The sequence below is a fragment of the [Clostridium] aerotolerans DSM 5434 genome (genome assembly GCF_000687555.1).
Lineage (GTDB): Bacteria > Bacillota > Clostridia > Lachnospirales > Lachnospiraceae > Lacrimispora > Lacrimispora aerotolerans.
Genome location: NZ_JHWJ01000006.1, coordinates 121612 through 138389, shown reverse-complemented (window position 1 = coordinate 138389; position 16778 = coordinate 121612). Strand labels below are relative to the sequence as shown.

The following is a 16778-nucleotide window of genomic DNA, read 5'->3' as shown; positions in this document are numbered from 1 at the left end:
TGTGCATTCTTTTTTCTTTTAATAAAAGGATATATAATTTAGCTATAAAAATCAAGGAGGAATTTAAATTATGAAGATAATAGGAATCAATGGAAGTCCCAGAAAAAATTTTAATACAGCCACTCTCCTAAAAAAAGCTTTGGAGGGCGCACAATCAAACGGGGCTGAAACAGAGCTGATAAATCTGTATGATTTAAACTATAAAGGCTGTACCAGCTGTTTTGCCTGTAAACTGAGGGGTGGAAAAAGCTACGGGTCATGTGCGTATAAAGATGACTTAACGCCTGTACTAGAGAAAATCAAGCAGGCTGATGCCATTATCATGGGTTCCCCCATTTACCTTTACGATATCACAGGGGAAATGCATTCCTTTTTAGAGCGGTTGGCCTTCCCTTATATCGCATATACGGAAAACTACAGATCATTATTTGGGCGAAATATAAAGACTGGATTTATATATACCATGAATGTGACTGCTGAGCGAATGGAGAAAGCGGGTTTACGTACCACCTTAAGCTGTAATGAAAACTTCATGGAAATTGCCTTTGGCCATTGTGAATCTTTATTTTCCTTTGATACTTACCAGTTTACTGATTATGATAAATACGTGGTTACCGTTTTCGATAAAAATGAAAAAGCAAAGGTTAGAGAAGCTCAGTTTCCAAAGGACTGCGAAATGGCTTTTCACATGGGGCAGCGATTTACCGAACAGTCAGATACTATTTAAAACTTATAGGAGCTGTAAAAAATATTTCTCATATATTTTTTGGACTAATACTTTAATCTCTTCCACAAAATAATCTGGCTTTAAGAGCGTTACCTGTTCCGGATGGCATAATACTAATTTACTTATTTCATCTTTGTGTTCCGTCCGGACGATCAGATGCAGACTGTCCTTTGAAGATTTGATCTCAGCATCCTGAAGATAAAAGTCTTCTTTAATAATCCGGTAAAGAGCAGGGTCAAGAATCAGCTCATAGGTATCCAACTTAAACTTATCTTTTTGAGGTGCAGGCAGTTGACTGTTCCTATAGCGATTCTCTTCCTTCAGGCACGTGATCGATACAATTCGGTCAAGTCTGAAGGTTCGCTTTTCCTGCCTTAAATGGCAGTAACCATTCAAATACCATCCTCCTTCTCCAAACAACAGCTTGGTAGGAGAAAACTGACGGTGCTCTGTTGTATTCCTTTCAGGATGATAATAGCTTATTTGCAAATCACAGGATTTCCAAAACGCCTCCAAAATAGGTTCTAATACATCCTCCACATAACCTTTAGGCATAATTCGAATTAAGTCAAACTCAATGCGGGAGATGACCTCTAAGGCTTGTTTCTTTTCTTCTTCTGACAGAACATTAATCAGCTTACCGCTTAGTAAATTATAATCGGTTGTCATGTTGGGCACACGAAGTTCTTCCCCTGCTTTTAACACCATTAGCAGCATTAAAATTTCCCTCTCACTAAGCTTAATGCTGGGAAAGAAATAAGAAGAATCTATTTCATAACCGCCTCCCAAACCCTCATGGGATATGATTGGAACACGCAGCTGGCTAAGGGCATCAATGTCTCTGTAAATCGTCCGCTCACTCACTTCAAAATAATCAGCCAGCTCATTAGCCGTCATTTTTTTCCGGGCTCTTAGTAAATGTACAATTCCATTTTGTCTCTCTGTTTTCTTCATATGATATTATTCTCACTTCATTCTGGTGTTCAAACGATCCTAACAGAATCGAAGGTAAAGCATCTACAGTATCTGATCTCATCATATCATATTTAAAGAAAAAATAGTATTAAGTAAAACATCTAATAACAAAGAGCCCACTGATTTATTCAGCAGGCCCCTTGCAACTTCTTATGATTCTATTTTCTCACGCCGTCCTGATCAACCTCGTAGCCGTCTATTTTAGTGTTCTTTGCTAAGGAACCATCGGCATTGAAATAATAATATTTTCCTTCCATTGCAAACCATTTTCCGGACACCGCGATACCGTCCTTATAATACATGCTTTGTCCAGCATCGTTTATAGCCCATCCCCTTGCGGTATTCGAATGAATGGTCAATTTTACATAACGATGCAGCATAGAAGAAACCTGAGCACGGGTGGCATTCCCTTTCGGGTTGAATTGATTGCTAGCTTCACCCATTATAATGCCAGCCTGCTGCATGGCTTTTACAGAGTCTTTATAAGAGGTGCTAATGTTAAAAGCATCGGAATAAGCTACTGCTTCTCGACTCAGTGGCAGGCTATAACCTGTGGCTTTGGCATAATTTGCTAACAGAACTGCCATTTCTTCACGGGTAACAGTACTGTCCGGTGAAAACTGCTCTCTTTCATTTGACGGAATGATTCCTTTATTCTTTGCCCATTCTATAGCAGATATAGATGCATCTAATCCTGCAAGCCTTCCAAGAGCTGTTATCACGGCTCCCTTTGTTACCGTCTTATCCGGATCAAAGGTAGTTGCTGAAGTTCCCTCCAGAAGTTCTCTTCCTACCACATAATCAATGGAATCTTTCGCCCAATGAAGTGAGGTGTCCGTTATCATAGCAGCTGGATCTTCATAGCTGATTCCATATACGGAGAAATGATTGGTGGTAAAAATGATACTTTTCGTATTAACATCATAGGCAGATCCAGGAACACGGCTAACATTTCCCTTGCTGTCTACATAAACGGCATATAAGTGTCCAACCATTTCGTTGCTTTGGGGAGTATATGGGATACTTACATAAACTGCACCGTTTCCAAAATCTGTCACATTTCCCGTTCCACTCTCATAGCTGGCTTTGAAATCAAATGCCGGGCGGTCACCAATGGCATCCTTTGCTGCTTTTCCAAGACTTGAGCTGTCTATTTTAGATGCCATAATCTGCACATCACGATTGGCCTGACGGTAGATTTCCTCAATTGCTGTATGGTTCATTCCAATTACAATATCAGGTCTTTCAATCGTTAGCTCTACACCAGAAATTTTATTATTTAAAATCTGCTGCTGTGTACTCTTAGGGAGATTTATAGTAACTGCCTTAGCAGCTGTTCCATCCGTGGAAACACGGATTGCCACAGTTATCTCTCCTGCGTTTACTCCTCTCCTTAAAGCTTCTGCATTGGCATTAACAATGGCATCTGTAATATTTTTATCCGTCACCGTTGTGCTTGCATTTCCCTTATTATCTATGGCAGCTTTATTTTCTGCTGCTCCGGTAACAGGTGCAGTTGGTTTGGTTGAGGTGTTGGAAGAACTTCCTCCCTTGCTTCCTCCAGAGCTTTTATTTGGTGCTGGAAGATTAATTATGATAGCTTCTGAATCCTCACCAGCATCGTAGAGATCATTGCCTTTAAGGCGCAGTACATAGGTGCCTGCAAAAAGTCCTGTAATCTCTCCCAATTCGTTGGAATTGACTGTTACATAAGACCCACCATCTTTTTTATACTCATATGTTTGACTCGTTAAAAGACCAGTGATTTTACCGTCATTACTTCCAATGGCAGTCACGTCACTTTTATTCAAGCCTTTTGGTGCTGATTGTACTCCTTTGTTCACGGTTAATACACCGGTGACCTCTTGCCCTGACTGATGTGTATTTGTTTCTGAAGTTACAAGTCCTATATAAATAGTTCCTGTTTTTGTAACTGTAAGTCGGGTTCCTGTAATACTCCCTTCTCCTGTACCGCCTTTTTCCACTGTATATGTGGGAGAGCCCGCATTGTTATCTAACGTAAACAGTCCATCGATTGATGTAAGATCAATGTCTTCTCCAAGATAAACAACTGTCGCTGTGCCTCCTGCATTGTTAACAGGAAATTGGGATTTTAATACCCTAATATCAGTGGCCTGTCTGGCATCGTCAAAAATATAACTATAAAATGACCCATCATTATGAGTAATGGACACACTTTTTGTATATGTATCTTCCACCTTTTGAAAAGCAGCCACACCATTTTCTATTATCCCATTTACCGAAGAAACGGCAAGAGATTTTCCATCCGAATTACTCACTTCTCCTGAGCTTGCATATACAGTACCACCTGAAAAGGACACCATTCCCTCTGAATAAATGCCACAGCTAAGCTTTGTTGCATTTTGACCAATTGCATTTACTTCACCGCCCTGAAGAAATACACCCTGAGAGTGTTCACTGCCACCGCTATAAATACCATAGCTTCGCCAAGAGCCACGGAATCCTTGGGTGGTTATGACACCACCCTGTATGGTAACAGAAGACACGCTTCCAATTCCTGCACTAGGGGAATCAGAATTAGTGGAAAAACCTCCAGTCACATTTAAGGTGCCGTCAAATCCTCTTATTATCAGATTCCCTTCTCCAAAGATACCAAAGCTACCAGCAAATCCTTCATAGATGCTTTTTACAGTGTTTTTACTGGTGTTCTCCAGTAAAACAACAGCATTGTCAGGAAGACTAATGGCAATGGCATCGTAAGATTCCAGATTTATACCATTTAGTAACAGTGTATTATCCCCATAGGAACCAGTGGCTGTTCGATACCATTTCCAGCCTTCGGAGGTATCAGTAATGTTTTCTTTCGTAGGATCCTTACTCACCAGATTGCCATTGACATTTCGGTATCTTATTTCACTATCCAGTAAATTTAAGGACTCTTTACGCAGTCCAGCCTTTACGATATCAAACTTTGCCTCATCATTAGAAGTTACCGTTAGGTTACTTTCGCTCATTACTTTATCTGCAGGAATCGTAATTTCCATAACATCGTCTGACACTTCACCTGGAGTCCCAGAAAATATAATGCACACAACAGATTCCGAATAAAGACTTTTCACTTTAGCTGTAATGCCCATCGGCAAGTGGCTAAACCAGTCAGATACATCTTCTCCTTCCTCTATTTGTGAATATACATCATTTGTCAGGGAAATTGTTATCGTACTATCCTCTGAAAGGGGTGTTGCAGTTATACCTGAAACCGTTTTGTTAGCTACAAAGGCCGATGGTATTGATATCGTACCATTTACAAACATGACGTCAGTGGCCCGAATGATGGAACTTCCGCTTTGATAAGTTAGAGTATAAGTTTCTTTGTCTCTCATCACAGGTAGATCGTAATCATTCCCCGAGTTTTGATATACTTTTATATCTGAATTCATATTCTTTAAAAAGGCTGGATTTGTATCTGAAATATTAGCACCATACACTTTACTAAATACAGTTCCACCCTTCAATGAAAATAATCCAGTTACAAATAAACCCACACCTCCTAAAGCGCTAGTATTCCCAGCTGTAATGAATAGTTTCCCGTTCCCTACTATGGTAAGATCGCCAACGACATCAATACCATAGGCATAACCTTCATTCGTCGTACTAATTATATTTTCACTTTTATCAGCGAGTACAATCGTGCTTCCAGGAGGAAGCTCAAGAGCAGTCTGCTGGAGTGTTTCTAAATCTATTCCATCAAGTACCAATGTTTGTGCTGAATAGCCTAGCGCCTCATTTTCATAGCGATACCATGCCCAGCCTTCACTGGTATCCACAATATCATTGTCCAAAGGATTACCAGTAACTGCATCACCATTTTTATCTTGATAGTCTACATTTGAATCATTTAAATTTAGACCAGTTTTACGCTTTACAATGCTGGTTTGCGCATTTTTAACTGATATTAAATTTCCATACTCTGCTAAGTTATTCATGGCTTTATATGCTGCTACACTATCTTTTGTGGGAACATAGATATGTTTCAGCGCTGTACACGAATAAAATAAAGACTTATCTATGAATGTTGGGGGCGTTTCTCCAATAAATGTTACTTCTTTCAGAGCAGTACATTCTGCAAATGCTTGATTGCCCATGCTAGTTACAGAAGCAGGTATATGAACATTAACTAATTTTGTACAACCTACAAAAGCTCCAATGCCAAGGCTAATCAATGAATTAGGCATTTGTATTTGTTCCAAAGCAGTACAATAGCCGAATGATTGACTACCAATACTTGTAACTGATTCTGCAATTTCAACTTCTGTTAAATTTGTACAATAGTAAAAGGTAAAGTCATCTATTCTAGTCACACCGCTTTTTATCACAACACGTTTTATATCTTCATTATAAGCCCAATCCGTCATGTAGACATCACTTTCAATGGTTAGCACTCCATCCTCGAGAGTCCATCCATCACCAGTTTCTGGCTGCTTTCCAGCTAAATTATTCCCCTTTGCATTCAAAGAACCTGACAAAACTGAACCATCTACTGTCACAGTAATCTCAGGAATCTGTAACCCATCTGCCAATGTGTAATCACTCAAAAGCTCTGGCGTTAAAAGATAATCCCTCTCCTGCTCGCCATCATACTCTGGCTCTGAATGCCAGGTCACTGGAATGGAAACCTCATATTCTTTTGGTTGTCCAGTATCGTACTCCTGTTCTTCTTCCAAAAATTCATTATACTTGTTACTTGCAAAACTTGGAGTTGCTTCTGTCAGCTCCTCCTCTGATTCATCATTTTCAAAAGTTTCCGCCTCTGGCTGATAAGGATTACAATTATCTGTCGGTGCAAGCATTGTTGCCCATAATGTATCCGGTAGATTCAATTCTTCCATTGAGGTACCTAAGGGCACTGTTTGTTTTTTTAAATCCTTTTCCAATGGTTGAAATGAGATTATCTCTCCGCCTTTTTCTGTTGAGAGTGGATATCCCAGCACATTCCATGGCGTCGTTCCCAGCACCATGACAATGGACAAGGTCATTGCCATGACCCGCTGGGAAGTTTTGTTTTTTTTCATATCTGTTCCTCCTTATAAATGGCGGTTTTCTTGGCCGTAAATAACAGCCAGTATCCTTTTAACATACATGCAACATTATACAGCACGTTAATCAACAAAGAATAAACAGACAGGTTAATAAAATCAAATATGGATACCATCTAAAATATCTGCAAAATCTTATCCACTGTGTTTACATTTTTCATATAAATTACTTTTTACATAATGAATGCATTCAAAACCTCATATCAAAATTCAAATATGTAAAGGAGATTAATTATGGCGACTAACTCATTAGGAACTAAAGGTGCGGATATAATAAAGGAATCTGAAGGCTTTAGTTTAAAATTTTATGGTGATCCAAAAGGATATCCAACCGTTGGTTGGGGACATTTAATTACAAAAAGTAAGGTATATACCAAAAATACAACTGGTAATCCTAAAGATTCTCTGCTGACACAAAAAGAAGCAGATGCTTTATCAAAGTCTCTTGGCTTAGGTTATACTTCTCCAATTACGCAGTCAAAAGCAGATGCTTTTTTCACCAGTGATACAAAGAGCGCGGTTGATGCAGTAAATGATCTAACCCTTCCCTCCGGCTCTTCATTTTCTCAGGAACAATTTGACGCTCTCGTCTCATTAACATTTAATGCAGGCTCTGGAGTTTTAAAGACCAACGATGTTGTTACCATGCTAAAAGATCCAAAAATATATCCAACCTACACAAAAAAGCTTTCATCAACTGAAAGTGATAACTGCTCTAAATTAGTGAGCAAAGCATTCTCTTACGACAAAAATTTAAAAACCAGAAGAAACAAAGAGGCAACTTTATTTTGTACAGATATGAAATACACACATAAATATCCTGTGTATAGTTTGTAATCATCAAGATCGTAGAGGAAAGGTCAGCCAATTGGCTGACCTTTCCTCTTTTGATATCTTACAATTAATTATATTCCCTACTCAGCAACTCTTTTAAGTTCAAATACCGTTGCTTCTAATACCAAAAGCAGCCTGTCATTATTTACCTCCAGAAAGCTTACAGGTATAGCAAGGCCGGTAGATGGGTCAGATACGCTCAATACTTTTATCTGGTCATTCATATTTAAACTTGGTAAATCAATCTTATCTACTCGATAAAAAGAATCTGTATTATAATGAATTTCTCTGATTTGATAGACCGGGTTTTCAATCTTAAATTGATACGCGCTATAAGCTTCAAATCCCTTTGATGAAAAGTTATCTTTATCAACGGTAATTTGATCACCTATGACCTTTTGCCCTGTTGGATATTCCGATGCATCATTATAAGAATCTGCAAATCCCAATAATTTTTCTACCTCCCAGGTTCCATAGAAAAATTTCTCTGTTTCAGGATCCAGGTCTTTGCTTCCTATCATAGGTTCTGATGTATTCGCTGTCACATCAGATGATATGCTTGCCTCCATTGAAGTTTCCAGCCCAGGCTTATTGTTTGACGTTGATGCACTGCTGCATCCGGCCACACTGGCAGATATTATAGATAATAATGTTAGTATCATTACTTTTCGTCTCATATTTTCCCTCCATTTTACTTTCATTTTATCATGGAATCATGAATGCCATAACAACGGAGTCAAAATACCTCCCATCAATGTAAGTTTCTCCTTTCAGAATACCTTCTGTTTCAAAACCAAATTTCTCATATAAAGCTATTGCCCCTGGATTATCTTTTCTTACAGTCAGACTGATTTTGGTAGTCTCCTTGTTACTTTTACACCACTCAATTAAATACTCCATCATGATGGAACCAATTCCAATATTACAATACTCTGCCTTTATAACAATGCCCAGAACGCCAACATGTTTACTTTTCTTCCTCTTATTATTTGAAGATATAGTTCCTATGCCGACGATGGTTGAATTTACTATGGCAAGTATCATAAGGTTGTTATGGGAGGCCATGATTTCCTTAATGCTTGTTGATTGCTGTTCCTCTGTTACCTGATATTCTCCATCACTAAAACCTAAATAGGTTGTTTCTTTGCCAACCTGCTTATAGAACTCTATGATTTCTTTGGAATCCGTCTCTTCTGGAAGCCTTAGCTTCACCTCAATTCCATTCTTTGTCTTATCAATGATCATGTCCGCTCTCCCTTAATATTCCGGATTGTATTCCTAATTGTTCACATCGTAAAAATTGGCGGGATTATCTGTCATCATACCTATAATTTCCTGCTTATCCAACCCATGTTCCCCACAATAAGGAATAAATTCATCAAAAATGGTCGTACAGGGGTGAGTTGTTAGAGATTCTTTCCCTTCCGAGTAAAAATCGTAATCCTGGGAAAGCAGTACTTTGTGTCCATAATTAAGTGATATGATATCCTTTAATAATTCATACTTTTCAGGACTTGTTCCCTTTCTTATACTGTCAATTCCCAACCACATACCTTTTTCTGCCGCCAGCTTTATGGTTTCCTTATCCGCCTCTTTATCCGCATGAGCCCAGAGAAATTTATGGTAGTCTGTATCTTCTGCATCCAGGACATCGATTACCTGGTGAACCATTTTTGCCTCCATGATATGGCAATGTATGGGCAGACCAGTTTCCTTACTGGCCTTAACGGCTGCCACCAGCATCCCTTTATCTGCATTTGACAAATCTCCTCTATCTAACAACAGCTTTATATGTCCAGGACGAATAACTACTCCATCTATGGTATCCAGGCCTTCCTTAAAGTCTTTGATCCAGCGGTTAGCCAGTTGTTCCTCAAACTGCATGGGAAATACGTCATAAAGCTTTTTTGTCATATTCCAGCCGGTACAGGGGATGATGTGCATATCCGCCTGCTGGGATAACATTCTTAATAACCTGACATTTTGACCACCAATAGGAGGGGAAGCTTCTGCCACACTCATTCCACCTCTTGCTTTTATCTCAAGCAGGATTGGCAAAATATATTTCATGTCGGAGAGAATTTCCTCTTCCCTGTAAATTTTATCAAAATACATGGTGTTTGCATGAGACTCATCGTCTTCCCACTTCATGTGTTCGTGTCCTAATGTAACTCCAAGCTGACTTTTATGAATTGGCCCTCTAACTGTATAAATCATTTTATTTCCTCCCTGCTCTTTCCTTCAGATTTATTTATGATATCTCTCATCATAACAAATAAACTCTGACATAAGGATGTCAGGGAAGTTAACTATTTATTGTTATTTTCACGTGCTATGGCAAGCATACCACATAAAAAAAAGAGTTTCAATGAGAGTTCTCCAATGAAAAAAGCCAGGCTCTAAATACAATAGAGCCTGACTGTTCCTTTCCTCACCTAAAATAACTTATTTACTGGTCTCCCTTTCATAACACCATGCCGCAATCTCCGCAATCAGTGTCAGAGGCAGGGGCTTATCATACGGAAATTGTATTGCGCCTTTACTTGTTTTAAATTCTGTCAAACGGTCAGCAAAATGTACGATGGCCTGTTCTCCGGGATACACTCCGATATGCTTTTTAAATGCTGCAAAATGGATGATATTATGTCCGCTCCAGTAAGTTGGCATTCTCCAGGAAATTCGTTCCTGGGCTTCTGGCAGAGCCGTTCTTATGGCATTGCGAACCTGATGCAATAACGGCCGAACCGCCTCTGCCTGGGCACTGATATAGGCATCGATTGTTTTTTCTATTTCCTCACAAGTATGATTCTCGTTTTGATGCTCAAATTCTTTTCCGCAGGTTGGACATTTCCACATAGTTTCTTATCCTCTAAACTCAATCATTTCCCCGTCTGGTCCCTGAAAAACAACTCGTTTCCAGCCTGTTTCCTTTGGTGTTCTGGGCTCTGGAATATGTGGCTTCGTAATAACCGGTATTCCAGCTTCTTTTAGCCTTTGATAATCAGCTTCAAAATCATCGCTGATGAGGCAGAAATGATATCCCTTATTCTCCTTGCCATTTGTCCAGTGTTCAAACTCCAACACCGTATCACCTAATTGTAGGTAAACGACCTTTTCTAAGTCAGATACTCCTGGAACATCGTGCTCATAATATTTTTTAAATCCAAAATGTTTTTCATAAAAGTCAATGGACTTTTCTCTGTCCTTTACAGATAACGCGACATGGTCTATTCTCGTAAACATAATATTAACCTCCTTTAATCTTTCCTGGTTTAGTATTCTTTGATTTAATCCATTTTACCCGTATTAATTTTAATTTGCAGTACGACCCAGTTATCCGAACTGGTATTATAGAATCCATGCTTCTCGCCATTCGGTGAGAAAATGACGTCCTTTTCCTTTACAAGTACCTCTTTATCATCTATGGTAATGGTACCTTCACCAGAAACTACATAAAAGACCTCATCAATGTCAGAATGCTTATGATCCGGTGTGGTTTGACCTGGCGTATATAGCAAAAGCCCTGAGTCCAAATACCCCTCTTTAAAAAGAGCCTTACGTGCACTTCTATCTGCTGCAAATTCCAGAATATCATTAATATTTATTTTTTCCATTTGGAAAACCTCCTATAAGTTTATTCGTATTTATGTGAATTTCTTTCTGTATACTTACTATAATAAAGTTACAAACCTTTTGCAAGAAGGCACTTTTTTGTGTTATACTAACCATATGGTAAGTAAAATTATTATTTTTTAGGAGTGAATTGAAATGCCTTGTGATAAATCATGCCCCATTGAGCATACTGTAAACTTAATCGGCCACAAATGGAAGGTGCTGATTTTAAGGAATCTATTTAACAACGGCACACAACGTTTTATTGAACTAAGTAAAGGGATCAACGGCATCAGCCAAAAGATGCTGACACAGCAGCTTCGCCAGCTGGAGGCCGATGGAATCATTCATCGAACTGTGTATCCTGAGGTACCGCCAAAGGTAGAATATTCCCTTACGGAGCTTGGAAAATCCTTAAGTCCCATAATGGAAGAAATGAACATTTGGGGAAAAGAGCATATGAAGCTCATTGATCTCAAAAAGCAAAAAGAGGAATAGTTTTTCATGCATAAAGGGAATGCCGGTGTCGTAAGTAACACCAGCATTCCCTTTGACTTATACGAAATTCAAATGTAAGAAAGCATTTAATATTTTAATCCAAATCCCACTGGAAACAACACTTTATCTGTCCTGATATCTTCGACCCGTGAGTAATATGGCATAGGTAAAGTTCCTTTAAAGCTGCTCTTTCCCGTGAGCACATTTGCTACGCCATTCCCTTCACTTCCTGGAAGGTAACACATAACAATTCCGTCCCACTGATCCATATAATCTGTGATGATTACATTTCTTCCTGCAACAATTAAAGCCACGGTGGGGTGATTCAATTTTTTAGCCAGCTCGATTGCATCTGCATTGGTGCTGAGACCGGATTCTTTGGTAATACTGATACTGGTACTGTCCCCTTTCCATTCGGCATAGGGCCTTTCTCCAAGACATAATAAGGTAAGATCAGCTTCTCCTGCCTTTTCCGGATCAGTGATAATCGTCAGATCATATTCTGCCGCCAGCTCATTTAAACCGTCCAGGATGGTTTTTCCATCTGGTATCCACTTATGATTTCTGTTTCCTGCATCGGTATTTCCAAGCCAGGTTATGGTCCAGCCGCCACACTGCACTCCCACATCATTGGCTGCAAGCCCCGTTACGAATATCTTGGTTCCCTTTTTAATAGGCAGTATGGAATTATCGTTCTTTAGTAAAACAAGACTTTCTTCCACCAGGGTTCTCGCCAGATTCCGGTATTCTTTAGAACCTACACTGCTCTCCTTTGTTGTTACCTTTTCCATCATGGGGTCATCTAAGATTCCCATCTCTTTCTTTACCGTCAGGATACGTCTCACAGCATCATCTACACGTTCTTTGGATATCTTTCCTTCATTGACTGCTTCCACAATGTATTGCCGGCAATCCTCGAATTCGTCAGCCTCCATCAGCATATCAATCCCGGCATTGATTGCAGTAATGGTCTGATCCTTTCGATTGTCACCGGGTATGTTGTGGATTGAGTCCCAATCGCTTACGATAAAGCCTTTAAAATTCATTTCATTTTTAAGCATGGAGATATAGGTTTCATTGGCATGCATCTTAACTCCGTTTACACTGCTGTGGCTGATCATGATGGTCTTGACACCAGCATCAATTGCAGCTTGATACATCTTTAATAGCTCCTTAATCTCTCCGTCTGTCAGCTTGGCATCTCCACGATCGATGAGTCTTTTTTCACCGTCCAGTGTTTCCCCTGTTCCGTACAAGACATTTCCGTCTGCAAAAAAATGCTTTGCACAGGGAAGAACTCCCCCATCCATTAACCCCTTGGCAAATGAAGTTCCAAGCTCCGTTACAATACCTGTTTCGGAGGAATAGCTTTCATAGGTGCGCCCCCATCTTGGATCCATAGCAGTGGTTAAGCAGGGAGAAAAGCTCCAAAGCATGCCTGTCAATTTTGCTTCATCTGCTACAGCCAGGCCCATCTGGTACGTTAATTCTTTATTATTGGCAGCACCGATTCCAATGTTATGAGGGAAAATGACCGCGCCCTCACAGGTATTGACCCCGTGAACCGCATCATTTCCATATATGTAAGGGACGCCAGCTTCTGATTCCACCGCATATTTTTGATATTTAAGAATCAGATTCTTCCATTCGGTGGCATTAAAGGAATTCTCGCCAAAGGTAGAAAGGATGCTGCCGTAGCAGTTCTTCTTCATGCTTTCATCTGATACACTATATATCGCCCCCTGTACCATCTGGGCGGCTTTTTGATCTAAGGTTAATCTGGCAAGAATATCGTCTACGGAAGTACTGTTTTCCTTGTTATCTGATACAACAGCTGTGCTCTCTATCGTCGTTTCCCCAGAATTGACCTGCTTCCCGGCACACCCCGACAGAATAAGTGACAACATCAAAAATACCCCAATGAACCTACGTTTCATCCCTAATTTCCCCCTCATTATAATATGTTTCAGAAACCAAAAACCATTACCCCTTAAAATGTGGAACAGCTGTAATAATGTTATATTATTTCAAATATATTATCCCTTTCAGCAATGATATACAATTATATGTTGAGATCCTAAAGCTAGTTTGATGGCGCCTTATGATTCCTCTGCATAGGTGATTAGCTTTCGAAAAGATTCCTCAAAATGCTTATCGTCTTCCTGAGTTCTTTTTCTTGGACCGCTTATATGATGTTTCGATTTTGCTCTTCTTGCGGCTTTTGCCACATGCCGTTCCATTAAAAGCTGGTCGATATTATCATTGGTAAACCATCTTCCAGACTGATGGATGGCATAAGCCTTCTTTCCAAGTGCCATTGCCGCCACGCCATAATCCTGTGTCACCACAATATCACCAGCCCTGCAAAGGCTTATCAGTGCAAAGTCCACGGCATCCGCTCCTGCTCCGATGATCTTTATCTCACTATAGTCAGACTGCAATACATGATTGGTATCACACAGAAGACAAACTTCTATCTTATGATCCCTTGCTGCTCTTTCAACAATGCTGACCACCGGACAGGCATCTGCATCCACATATATTTTCATTCCCTCTTCCTCCTCATGTCTACAAAAATGAAACTGTTCCGCCTAAACAGGAATGAATTCTGCAATTATGTCACTGATTTACTTCATCTGACTGGCAAAACGTGTTATGTTGTCTTCCGCTATATGCGTCTGGCTTTGACTTGAGCCGGTTATCTTTTTCATGATAAATTTCTCCAGGAAATTCATCTTATCATAATTGCATTCCCCGCCCAATGATTCCTTTGCAGCAGCAGCAGCAGACAACAGCTCCCTTGGAAAGGAAGCCTCAAGCTGTTTCTTGGCATCTTCCTCTTTTGCCATTCCACAGATAAAAAGCCCTAACTTTTTCTCTGCGAGATCTTTTAAATTCTCTGAACAAAAACGAGTGACTGGCTTTCTGATTTTCCCCGCATAAATAGAACCACCGATGATGACCTTATCATATTTTTTAAGATCCGGCTGATTGCTGCCTAAATCACAAAGTTCCACCTGATCACCAAGCTTTTTAGCCAGATGCTCGGCACACGTTTTTGTAAATCCGTATTTGCTTGCATATGCAATTAATGTACTCATAATTAAAACCTCCCATATTTAATATTCGCCTTTGGTTTCTTACTGTAGGATTTATAACTTAGATTACTTCGTCATGATGTGAGTTTTTATGAATTGTATGGTTGATAAACTTGTAAATGAGAATAAAAATAAAATTTTCATTCTCATTTTAACATGTGTGTACCTCATCAGCAAGCATCAATTTTCCATTATTTAACAGAATTATTAAAAAACTTAAGCTTATTAGACGACCGCATAAAAAGTCCGGTACAGAAAAAAACTGTACCGAACCATAAAAGAATCATATACATATTACTTATCGTCCGCTTAAGAAATTCCCAATGCTTCCGCCAAGAGAACTTTCCTCCCCTTGGGAAGGCATTGACTGGACAACACGAGCTGCCAGCCGATTAAATGGCAGAGACTGAATCCATACGGTTCCAGGGCCAGAAAGCACTGCATAAAACAATCCTTCTCCGCCAAACAAAGCTGATCTCACGCCTTTTACCATCTGGATATCGTAGGTGACATCCTTTGTAAAGGCCACCAGGCAGCCAGTATCGATCCGAAGTCTTTCTCTTGGACCTAACTGACGCTGTATCACGGTGCCGCCAGAATGAACGAAAGCCATACCATCGCCTTCCAGCTTTTGCAAAATAAAGCCTTCTCCTCCAAAAAAACCGGCACCCAGCTTTTTCGTTAATTCTATTCCAATGGAAACGCCTTTGGCGGCGCATAGAAAACAATCCTTTTGACAGATCAGCTCATTGCCATATTCAGATAAATCCATGGGGATAATTTTGCCTGGATATGGAGCAGCAAATGCGACCCTCTGCTTACCATAGCCCTGATTGGTAAACAGTGTCATAAACAGGCTTTCTCCGGTCAAAAGACGTTTCCCTGCGCCCATAAGCTTTCCCATCAGCCCGTTTGAACTGCTCCTATCTGAGCCATCACCGAAGATCGTATCCAGGGAAATCCCCTCATCCATATACATCATGGCACCAGCTTCTGCGACTACACTCTCTCCTGGGTCCAGCTCAATCTCAGCTACCTGCATCTCGTGACCGATAATCTCATAATCAATTTCGTGATTCATAAGTAATCCTCCTGCCTTCGCATTTCCTAAACTATTATTATGGATATATGAGGATACTATACGGCTTTAAAGCAACTCTATTTTATCAATAGATTCCACATGAGAACTTAAGTCTCGATATGCTTTCATGGTAACCTCGATTATCATATATTCTATATCGGACAATAGTATTCTTTACTGTATGCTCTTTCCCAAATTTTCTGCATCTGTTAGACTCTGTTTTCCTTCGATATCTCCCTTATTCAAAACCTCTGATTGAGTAATAATTCCACAGTCCTTCCACCCTAAGTATTGTATCATAGATTTATATTGACTGATGGTTGGTTTTATTGTGTCGGTATTTGTATCTTCATAAACAGCCAGCAGTGCGGTAGATGTGATGGGCATTTCCTTGTAGGACGCTGCATACATTCTGTCAATGGCTGATTTTATATGAGCTGTCATTCCAAACCAATAAACAGGACTTGCAAACACCAGCATATCCGCACGGTATAAAGCATTGTAAATTTCTTGCATGTCATCTTTTTGCACACATTCCCCAGGATGAGAATGGCAATATTTACAATCCATACAGCCACCGATTTTCATTCTTCCTACATGAAAGCTGGTTACAGTATTGCCACTATCCTTAGCTCCCTTTATAAATGCATTGGCTAAAAGTTCTGTATTCCCGTTTTTTCTTGGGCTCCCATTCAGTAAAACAATCTGTTTTGCCATGATCAATTCTCCATTTTTTTAATATCAGATGCTGTAATTACAACAATGAAAGCAGCGTTGCATTTTACCCTCCAACTGTGGTATCATACTAACATGATTTTTATAATCAGTAAAATTGATTGTTTCTATTATTATTATCAATATATTCGATGAAAGGA

16 protein-coding genes are annotated in these 16778 nt (G+C 39.6%); 3 read left to right on the top strand and 13 right to left on the bottom strand.

The features are described from left to right. Positions 1 to 70 precede the first annotated feature (70 nt). Positions 71 to 727 (top strand): flavodoxin family protein, encoded by a 657-nt coding sequence (locus T546_RS0110605; protein WP_026891592.1) that lies wholly within the window; start codon positions 71 to 73, stop codon positions 725 to 727. A 3-nt stretch (positions 728 to 730) separates the two neighbouring features. Here T546_RS0110605 and T546_RS0110600 read toward each other — a convergent pair whose 3' ends face one another. After that, positions 731 to 1681, bottom strand: a complete 951-nt coding sequence (locus T546_RS0110600) for a helix-turn-helix transcriptional regulator (RefSeq protein ID WP_026891591.1) — start codon at positions 1679 to 1681, stop codon at positions 731 to 733. Positions 1682 to 1860: 179 nt separating this feature from the next. After that, complete coding sequence (locus T546_RS0110595; RefSeq protein WP_166429814.1) at positions 1861 to 6702, bottom strand: leucine-rich repeat protein; 4842 nt, start codon at positions 6700 to 6702, stop codon at positions 1861 to 1863. Between the two features lie 312 nt (positions 6703 to 7014). Between T546_RS0110595 and T546_RS0110585 the strand changes: the two genes are divergently transcribed. After that, positions 7015 to 7617, top strand: coding sequence for a lysozyme (locus T546_RS0110585; RefSeq protein ID WP_026891589.1), 603 nt, complete (start codon positions 7015 to 7017; stop codon positions 7615 to 7617). A 77-nt stretch (positions 7618 to 7694) separates the two neighbouring features. Here the strand turns inward: T546_RS0110585 and T546_RS0110580 are convergent, their stop codons facing one another. The 6 genes from T546_RS0110580 to T546_RS0110555 form a co-directional block, all read right to left on the bottom strand. Next, on the bottom strand, positions 7695 to 8291 hold the full coding sequence (locus T546_RS0110580; RefSeq protein WP_026891588.1) for a hypothetical protein: 597 nt from the start codon (positions 8289 to 8291) through the stop codon (positions 7695 to 7697). 28 nt (positions 8292 to 8319) lie between these two features. Then, positions 8320 to 8859 carry a GNAT family N-acetyltransferase gene (locus tag T546_RS0110575; protein WP_026891587.1) on the bottom strand — a complete coding sequence of 180 codons (540 nt, stop codon included), beginning with the start codon at positions 8857 to 8859 and terminating at the stop codon, positions 8320 to 8322. A gap of 33 nt (positions 8860 to 8892) precedes the next feature. Further along, complete coding sequence (locus T546_RS0110570; protein WP_026891586.1) at positions 8893 to 9831, bottom strand: phosphotriesterase family protein; 939 nt, start codon at positions 9829 to 9831, stop codon at positions 8893 to 8895. 228 nt (positions 9832 to 10059) lie between these two features. Beyond that, positions 10060 to 10470: an iron chaperone gene (locus tag T546_RS0110565; RefSeq protein ID WP_026891585.1), complete on the bottom strand. Its 411-nt coding sequence runs from the start codon at positions 10468 to 10470 to the stop codon at positions 10060 to 10062. Positions 10471 to 10476: 6 nt separating this feature from the next. Continuing rightward, positions 10477 to 10857 (bottom strand): VOC family protein, encoded by a 381-nt coding sequence (locus T546_RS0110560; RefSeq protein WP_024836581.1) that lies wholly within the window; start codon positions 10855 to 10857, stop codon positions 10477 to 10479. A 44-nt stretch (positions 10858 to 10901) separates the two neighbouring features. Beyond that, on the bottom strand, positions 10902 to 11228 hold the full coding sequence (locus T546_RS0110555; protein WP_026891584.1) for a cupin domain-containing protein: 327 nt from the start codon (positions 11226 to 11228) through the stop codon (positions 10902 to 10904). Between the two features lie 154 nt (positions 11229 to 11382). On the opposite strand from T546_RS0110555, the gene T546_RS0110550 reads away from it, so the two are divergent. Then, positions 11383 to 11724, top strand: a complete 342-nt coding sequence (locus T546_RS0110550; RefSeq protein WP_026891583.1) for a winged helix-turn-helix transcriptional regulator — start codon at positions 11383 to 11385, stop codon at positions 11722 to 11724. Positions 11725 to 11810: 86 nt separating this feature from the next. On the opposite strand, the gene T546_RS0110545 is transcribed toward T546_RS0110550, so the two are convergent. From T546_RS0110545 to T546_RS0110525, 5 genes are all read right to left on the bottom strand, one after another. Then, entirely contained in the window at positions 11811 to 13661 is a 1851-nt protein-coding gene (locus T546_RS0110545; RefSeq protein WP_051629749.1) for a glycoside hydrolase family 3 protein, read from the bottom strand. A gap of 162 nt (positions 13662 to 13823) precedes the next feature. Beyond that, positions 13824 to 14273, bottom strand: coding sequence for a YaiI/YqxD family protein (locus tag T546_RS0110540; protein ID WP_026891581.1), 450 nt, complete (start codon positions 14271 to 14273; stop codon positions 13824 to 13826). Between the two features lie 78 nt (positions 14274 to 14351). Beyond that, on the bottom strand, positions 14352 to 14825 hold the full coding sequence (locus tag T546_RS0110535; protein ID WP_026891580.1) for a flavodoxin domain-containing protein: 474 nt from the start codon (positions 14823 to 14825) through the stop codon (positions 14352 to 14354). Between the two features lie 295 nt (positions 14826 to 15120). Continuing rightward, positions 15121 to 15903 carry a TIGR00266 family protein gene (locus tag T546_RS0110530; protein WP_026891579.1) on the bottom strand — a complete coding sequence of 261 codons (783 nt, stop codon included), beginning with the start codon at positions 15901 to 15903 and terminating at the stop codon, positions 15121 to 15123. Positions 15904 to 16077: 174 nt separating this feature from the next. Further along, on the bottom strand, positions 16078 to 16620 hold the full coding sequence (locus tag T546_RS0110525) for a flavodoxin family protein (RefSeq protein ID WP_026891578.1): 543 nt from the start codon (positions 16618 to 16620) through the stop codon (positions 16078 to 16080). Positions 16621 to 16778: the final 158 nt, after the last annotated feature.